The following is a 6,144-nucleotide window of genomic DNA, read 5'->3' on the forward strand; positions in this document are numbered from 1 at the left end:
CCCGCGCCATGCTCACCGCCCTGCTGAGGGGCGCACGCGAGCGCGGGGCGGCGGTCAGCGCGCTCTACCCGACAGTCGCCGCCCCGTACCGGGCCTGCGGGTGGGAGGCCGCCGGTGTGCTGCGTACCGTCGACCTGGCCACCGCCGCGCTGCCCCGACACCGGCCCGCGTCGCACCTCACCGTCCGGGCCGGTACGCCCGCCGACCTGCCTGCCGTCGCCGGCCTGTACGAGCGGGTCACCCGGCACCGCAACGGCATGCTGACCCGCCGGGGTGAGCTGTACGACTTCTTCGCCGCCGACCGGGGTCTGCCCGGCGACGGTCTCACCCTCGTCGAGCGCGACGGCGACCTGGTCGGCTACGCCACCTGGCAGAGGGGCCGAGGCTACGGCGCAGATTCCGTGCTCACCGTCGACGAGGCGCTGGCCGTCACCGCCGAGGCCGCCCGGGAACTCGTCGGGGTGCTCGGCAGTTGGGCCAGTGTCGCGCCGACCCTGCGGCTGTGCCCGCTCGACGGGGACGCGGTCAGCCCTCACCTGCCGTTGGAGTCGGCCCGTGACCACGAGCGGGACCTGTGGATGCACCGACCGGTCGACGTCGCCCGCGCGGTGAGCGCGCGGGGGTGGCCGGCGCACGCCCGGGGCGCCGTCGACTTCGGCCTCACCGACCCGCTCGCCGACTGGAACTCCGGCACCTGGCGGTTGGCTGTCGCCGACGGCGCCGCCGAGCTGACCCGCGTCGACGGCGAGGCCGAGCTGCGGCTGGACGTGCGCGGTTTCGCCCTGCTCTACGCCGGGGCCGCGCCCGCCCGCTCGGTCGCGCAGGCCGGGCTGCTGCACCACAGCCCGGGCGTCGACCCGGCCGCGCTCGACCTCCTGGCCTCCGGCGGCCCCGCGCAGTTGCTCGACTACTTCTGACCGGCGGCCGACGGTTTCCGCCTCCGAAGTGGGAACTCAGCGGCGGCAGCGGACAGATACAGGTGTGACAGCCGAGATGCGCGCCCGGATCCGGGCCGGAGACTCCGATGCGTTGGGTGAGCTCTTCGACGAGCACGCCGACGCGGTTCATCGACATGCGCTGTGGAGCGGAAGCGATCCGGCGCACGCCGAGGACGTGGTGTCGCTGACCTTCCTCGAAGCGTGGCGGATCCGCGAATCCCTGCGTCCGGATGGGGACAGCCTGCGGCCGTGGCTGCTCGGGATCGCGACAAACGTGCTGCGCAATCGCTGGCGGGCAGCGCGCCGGCACCGGGAGGCGTTGCGGCGGCTGCCGGTACGCGACACCGTCCCGGACTTTGCCGACGCGGTGGTCGACCGGATGCACGACGCCGACCAGGTGGCCGCCGCCATGGCGGGACTGCGGGCGTTGCGCCGCGCCGACCGGGAGGTGTTCCTGCTCTGCGTGTGGTCGCAACTGGACTACGCGGCGGCGGCCGAGGCGCTGGGCGTACCCGTCGGGACCGTGCGCTCCCGGCTGTCGCGGGCCCGGGCCCGGTTGCGAGCGCTGGCACAGCAGGAGCTGGCCGGCATCCGGATGACCCCCGTCGAGCAGGGAGAGTACCGATGACAGAGCCGACCGCCGCGCCCGTACCGGCCCTGCCGGCGATGCGCCGACAGGTACTGCGGCATCATCTGCTGACCGAGATCCGGCGGCCGTCGCGGCGGCCACGACGGATGCGGGTGCTCGCGCCCGTGGCGGGCGTGCTGACCGTCGCGGTCGCGGCCGGGACGGTCGCCCAGCCGTGGTCGGCGGACAGCGCGCCACTGATCGTCCCGGTCGAGCAGGGGGAACGCGTCGGGGCGTCACTGCTGCTGAACCGGATGGCCGCGGTGGCCAGCGACAAGCCGGGACCACCCTCCGGCGCGGGCGGGTACGTCTACATCAGGAGCCGGGGTGCCTTCGCCGAGCTCGGTGACGGCCCGGCGCGGCTACGGCCGGTGCGCGAGCGGGAGATCTGGATCCCCCGGAACGAGCGGGGTGACGGCCTGTTGCAGCAGCCGTTCTTCCACGCGCCGATCATCGGTGTGGTCCCGCAGCGCGAGACGCTCACGGACGTGACGCCGAACGCGGCGCTGGTCGACCTGCCCGAGGACCCGGACGCCCTGCTGGCGAAGCTGTACGGGGAACGCCAGCAGCGGGGCCGGGGCAACAGCCGCGACGGCGCGGCGTTCACCGCGATCGGCGACATTCTGCGCGAGTCGTTGGTGCCGCCGGTCACGAGCGCCGCGCTCTACCGGGCCGCGGCGAAGATCCCCGGGGTCGAGGTGGTGCGCGGGGTCGCCGACGCGGCTGGGCGGCGGGGGATAGCCGTCGCGCACACCGAGCGGAGCCGCCGCGACGAGTGGATCTTCGATGAGCGGACCTTCGACTACCTCGGTGAGCGCAGCTATCTCGTGGCGGACACCGTCGACGGGCCGGCCGGGACGGTGCTGGGCACGACCGCGGTGCTGCAACGGGCCGTGGTGTCGGAGCTCGGGCAGCGCCCGGCGCGGTAGGTGGTCCGGGCGGCCGGCCCCAGGCTCAGCGTCCTGGGCGCCGGTCGCTCGGTCGCGGTGTCCGGTCAGGCCGGGATCACCGCCACCACGGGCCTTGGCGCGGTCAGGCCGGGATCGCCGCCAGCTCGGCGTTCGCGCGTTGGGTGACGATGGTGAGCACCCGCGCTGCCGTGCTGGCCTCGTCGGTGGGGATCTGCGCGTACAGCCGGGCGCTGAGGTCGGCGACGGCGGCGACGACGCCGCGCTGCACGGCGCGACCGGTGTCGGTGAGCGCCAGCCGTGGCTCGTCGCCGCCGGCCGCGCCGTCGACCTGCGCGAGGTCGGCGTCGACGAGTTGGTCGACCACCTGGCGCACGGCCGACTCGTCGATCTTGAGTGTGCTGGTGACCCGGTGCGTGAGGTGTGCGCGTTCGACCGGGCCCTGGGCGAGGACGTGCAGCGCGACCACCTGGTCGAACGTGACGCCGAGGGGGCTGATGGCCCGTTCGAGCAGGGCCCGGGTGGCGTAGTGGGCGTGGCCGATGACCTGGCCGTTGAGGGCGGGGATGGTGGACATGACGCCTCCTTCGATACGTTGGCGCGTCCAACGTTGGTTGCACCAACGTAACACCGATCGTGGGTCGCGCCAACGATTACTGCTAGGCTGCGCCGCATGGACAACGCGGCCCCGCAGTCACCCGCCGGGCTCAGCACCACCCCGAGCTGGCTGCTCAACCAGACCGCCGGACACGCCGCCCGCCTGCTCAGCGAGGGCTTCGCCGCGCACGACCTACGCGGCTACCACTACCGGCTGCTCGCCACCCTGGCCGAGGACGGGCCCGCGAGCCAGGCCGACCTCGGCCGGCGCTGCGGCATCGACCGCAGCGACGTGGTGGCCGCCATCAACGACCTGGCCGGCCGAGGGCTCGTGGTGCGTGCCCCCGACCCGGCCGATCGCCGCCGCAACGTCATCAGCGCCACCGACGCCGGCGCCGACGAGGCCCGCCGGATGGGAGTGACCCTCGAGCGCGTCCAAGCCGACCTGCTCGCCCCGCTGTCCGCCGCCGAGCGCGAGCAGTTGACGCGACTGCTCACCCGACTGCTGCACCACCACAGCCGGCACTGACCCGCCTCAGCGGGCCTCGCGCAGCTCCGCCAGCCGGGCCTCGATCTCGGCCAACTCGGCGCGCAGCTTCTCGGCCTGCTGCTCCGCCTCGGCCCGCTCGGTGCCGAGGATCTGCTCCACCGCCTCCTGCACCCCCGGCACGTCGACCAGGGCCACCATCTTCAACGCCTCCGCCGGCTTCACCACGTACGGCTTCGCCAGTGCCTTGCTGCCCTGCTGCGCGGCGACGGTCCACTCACCGTCGGCGTACGCCAAGGTCACCGTGAGACCCGCGGGGCCCTTCGGCTTGACGGCCTTGACCGCCCGCCGCGCCGGCGGCTTCTCCGTCTGCTCCACCTTCGGCTCCTCCTGTCGCTGCGCGGGCACCCGCGGCGTGTCCAACACGAACTCCGGTGCGGCCGCCGCTGGCGGCTCGGGCTCGGGCTCCGGCTTCGGCTCCACCACCCGACGAGTCACGCCCTTGGGCGCCACGGCCAGGTCGGCGGGGGAGAACGGCAACTCGTCGCGACCGAAGCGCACCACCACGAACTCGTCGGACACCTCCGGGTCGGTCAGCTCGATCACCTGACCGACCTGACCGGCGATCTGCCCCGCCGCAGCGGTGAACACCACCCGCGGCTTGCGCCCGGCGGCCAACGACTCCCGGATGCTCTGCACCTCGCTAGTGGACAAACCCTGGCCGGCATCCATCACAACCCTCTCCGTACACCTGTTTGATTGCTGTCTTGATACCAGCCGACTGCGACACCCGCCGCACGGGGCTCACGCCCGCTCAGCCGCCCAGCGCGCGCAGCGCCCGGTCCGCGTGCTCGTTCATGCTGACCTCGCTGTGGATCACCTCGACGACCCGCTGGTCGGCGCCGATGACGAACGTCATGCGCTTCATGCTCAACGGCCCCAACGGCACCCGCCGCTTGACGCCGAACTGCTGCGCCACCGCGCCGTCGGCGTCCGACAGCAGCGGATAGTCGAAGCCGTGCAGCTTCGAGAACTCGGCCTGCTTCGCCACCGGGTCGCGGCTGATGCCCACCCGCGTCGCGCCCAGCGCCGTGAACTCCGCAGCGAGGTCGCGGAAGTGGCAGCTCTCCGCCGTGCACCCCCGGGTCATCGCCGCCGGGTAGAAGAACAACACCACCGGCCCGGCCGCGAGGAACTCCGACAGCCGCCGCGGCGTGCCCGTCTCATCCGGCAGCTCGAAATCCTGCACCACGTCGCCGACACCCACACCCGCCACCGCGCACCTCCATTGTCCGATCGACCGTCGTCTGATCGACCGCGCGGTGAGCGTAAGCGATCACGCCCAGAGCGCCGCCACCTCGTCGGCCACCAGGTCGGCCTGGGCCCGCCCGGCCCGCGCCGCGCTCGCGCGCCGCGCCGGGTCCAGCACGTTGCGGCCGATCGCCGTGCGCGCCGCCGCGTCCGGCGTCAGCACCACCACCCGCGACCCCGCCGCCCGCAACGCGTCCACCTGCGCCGACAGCCGTGGCATCGGCCCGAACGCCGCCGACGTCGGCGCGAGCACCAGCACCGCCCGCGCGTCCGCCGCCAGGTCCGCGTTCACGCTCGAGCGCATCCCACCGTCGACGAAGCGGCGCGTGCCGATCGTCACCGGCGGCCACACCCCGGGCACCGCGCAACTCGCGCCCACAGCGTCGACCAGGGACACCCCGCTGTCGCTGTCGAACACCACGAACTCCCCGGACGACGCGTCCACCGCCGTGACCAACAGCCGCCGCTGCGGCCACTCCTGCTCCGGCAGAAGGGCCTCGATCACCACCCGGCGCGACGCCTCCGACTGGGTACGGGCCGCCACCGCCATCGCCCCGATCCGCGCCCGCGAGCGCACCGCGTCCCGGGTCCGACCACCGGCCCAGATCAACCGCGCCAGCGTCGTGAAACCCAACCGTGCCGCCAGCTCACTCGACGGCGGCGCCAACTGCTTGCTGTAGAAACGCTCGACGGGCAACCCGGAGCACACCTGCGCGCCGACCACTGAACCCGCCGACGTGCCCACCACGAGATCGGCCTCGGTGACCGGCACGCCCCGCTCGACCAACCCGGCCAGCATCCCCCACTCCCAGGCCACCCCGGTCACCCCGCCACCGCCGAGCACCAACGCGCGCTGCATGTGACCCTCCTCTCGACGACCGACCCGCGCCGGTCACGGTAGCGTCGGCAAAGCCCTTGCGCAGACCCTGGGAGGCACCGTGGCACCCGTCACCGTCATCACCGGCGGCGGCCGGGGCATCGGCGCGGCCACCGCCCGCCGGCTCGCCGCCACCGGTCACCACGTCGCCCTGTGCTACCGCCGCGACGAGGCCGCCGCCACCACCGTCCTGGCTGACCTGCGGGCCGCCGGCGCACAGGCCATCGCGGTACGCGCCAACACCACCGACCCTGAGCAGGTGCGCGCCCTGTTCGACGCGGCCGCGCAGCTCGGCCCGCTCACCGGCCTGGTCAACAACGCCGGCGTCACCAGCCTGATCGGGCCGTTCACCGAGTTGCGGGTCGAGGACCTGCGCCGGGTCGTCGACGTCAACCTCG

Annotated in this window: 9 protein-coding genes; 5 read left to right on the forward strand and 4 right to left on the reverse strand. The window is 73.8% G+C overall.

Annotation, left to right across the window (positions count from 1 at the left end; all coding sequences use genetic code 11):
- The 3 genes from AB0C20_RS34565 to AB0C20_RS34575 all read left to right on the forward strand — a co-directional run.
- A partial coding sequence (locus AB0C20_RS34565; RefSeq protein WP_357569585.1) for a sterol carrier protein domain-containing protein occupies positions 1–917 on the forward strand: 917 nt, incomplete at its 5' end.
- A gap of 64 nt (positions 918–981) precedes the next feature.
- Positions 982–1,566 carry an RNA polymerase sigma factor gene (locus AB0C20_RS34570; protein ID WP_357569586.1) on the forward strand — a complete coding sequence of 195 codons (585 nt, stop codon included), beginning with the start codon at positions 982–984 and terminating at the stop codon, positions 1,564–1,566.
- Positions 1,563–2,495 carry a CU044_5270 family protein gene (locus AB0C20_RS34575; RefSeq protein WP_357569587.1) on the forward strand — a complete coding sequence of 311 codons (933 nt, stop codon included), beginning with the start codon at positions 1,563–1,565 and terminating at the stop codon, positions 2,493–2,495. The genes AB0C20_RS34570 and AB0C20_RS34575 overlap by 4 nt, the downstream gene beginning before the upstream one ends.
- 103 nt (positions 2,496–2,598) lie before the next feature.
- On the opposite strand, the gene AB0C20_RS34580 is transcribed toward AB0C20_RS34575, so the two are convergent.
- On the reverse strand, positions 2,599–3,051 hold the full coding sequence (locus tag AB0C20_RS34580) for a MarR family winged helix-turn-helix transcriptional regulator (protein ID WP_357187650.1): 453 nt from the start codon (positions 3,049–3,051) through the stop codon (positions 2,599–2,601).
- Positions 3,052–3,147: 96 nt separating this feature from the next.
- Here AB0C20_RS34580 and AB0C20_RS34585 point away from each other — a divergent pair, with 96 nt between their 5' ends.
- Positions 3,148–3,600, forward strand: a complete 453-nt coding sequence (locus tag AB0C20_RS34585) for a MarR family transcriptional regulator (RefSeq protein ID WP_357569588.1) — start codon at positions 3,148–3,150, stop codon at positions 3,598–3,600.
- A 6-nt stretch (positions 3,601–3,606) separates the two neighbouring features.
- Here AB0C20_RS34585 and AB0C20_RS34590 read toward each other — a convergent pair whose 3' ends face one another.
- From AB0C20_RS34590 to AB0C20_RS34600, 3 genes are all read right to left on the reverse strand, one after another.
- Positions 3,607–4,290, reverse strand: a complete 684-nt coding sequence (locus AB0C20_RS34590) for a hypothetical protein (protein ID WP_357187644.1) — start codon at positions 4,288–4,290, stop codon at positions 3,607–3,609.
- A gap of 82 nt (positions 4,291–4,372) precedes the next feature.
- On the reverse strand, positions 4,373–4,834 hold the full coding sequence (locus AB0C20_RS34595) for a peroxiredoxin (protein WP_357187641.1): 462 nt from the start codon (positions 4,832–4,834) through the stop codon (positions 4,373–4,375).
- A gap of 60 nt (positions 4,835–4,894) precedes the next feature.
- Positions 4,895–5,728, reverse strand: coding sequence for a patatin-like phospholipase family protein (locus AB0C20_RS34600; protein ID WP_357187638.1), 834 nt, complete (start codon positions 5,726–5,728; stop codon positions 4,895–4,897).
- Between the two features lie 79 nt (positions 5,729–5,807).
- Between AB0C20_RS34600 and AB0C20_RS34605 the strand changes: the two genes are divergently transcribed.
- On the forward strand, positions 5,808–6,144 hold a 337-nt coding region (locus AB0C20_RS34605; RefSeq protein ID WP_357569589.1), incomplete at its 3' end, for an SDR family NAD(P)-dependent oxidoreductase.

It is taken from the genome of Micromonospora sp. NPDC048843 (assembly GCF_040649965.1).
In the GTDB taxonomy this organism is placed as follows: domain Bacteria; phylum Actinomycetota; class Actinomycetes; order Mycobacteriales; family Micromonosporaceae; genus Micromonospora; species Micromonospora hortensis.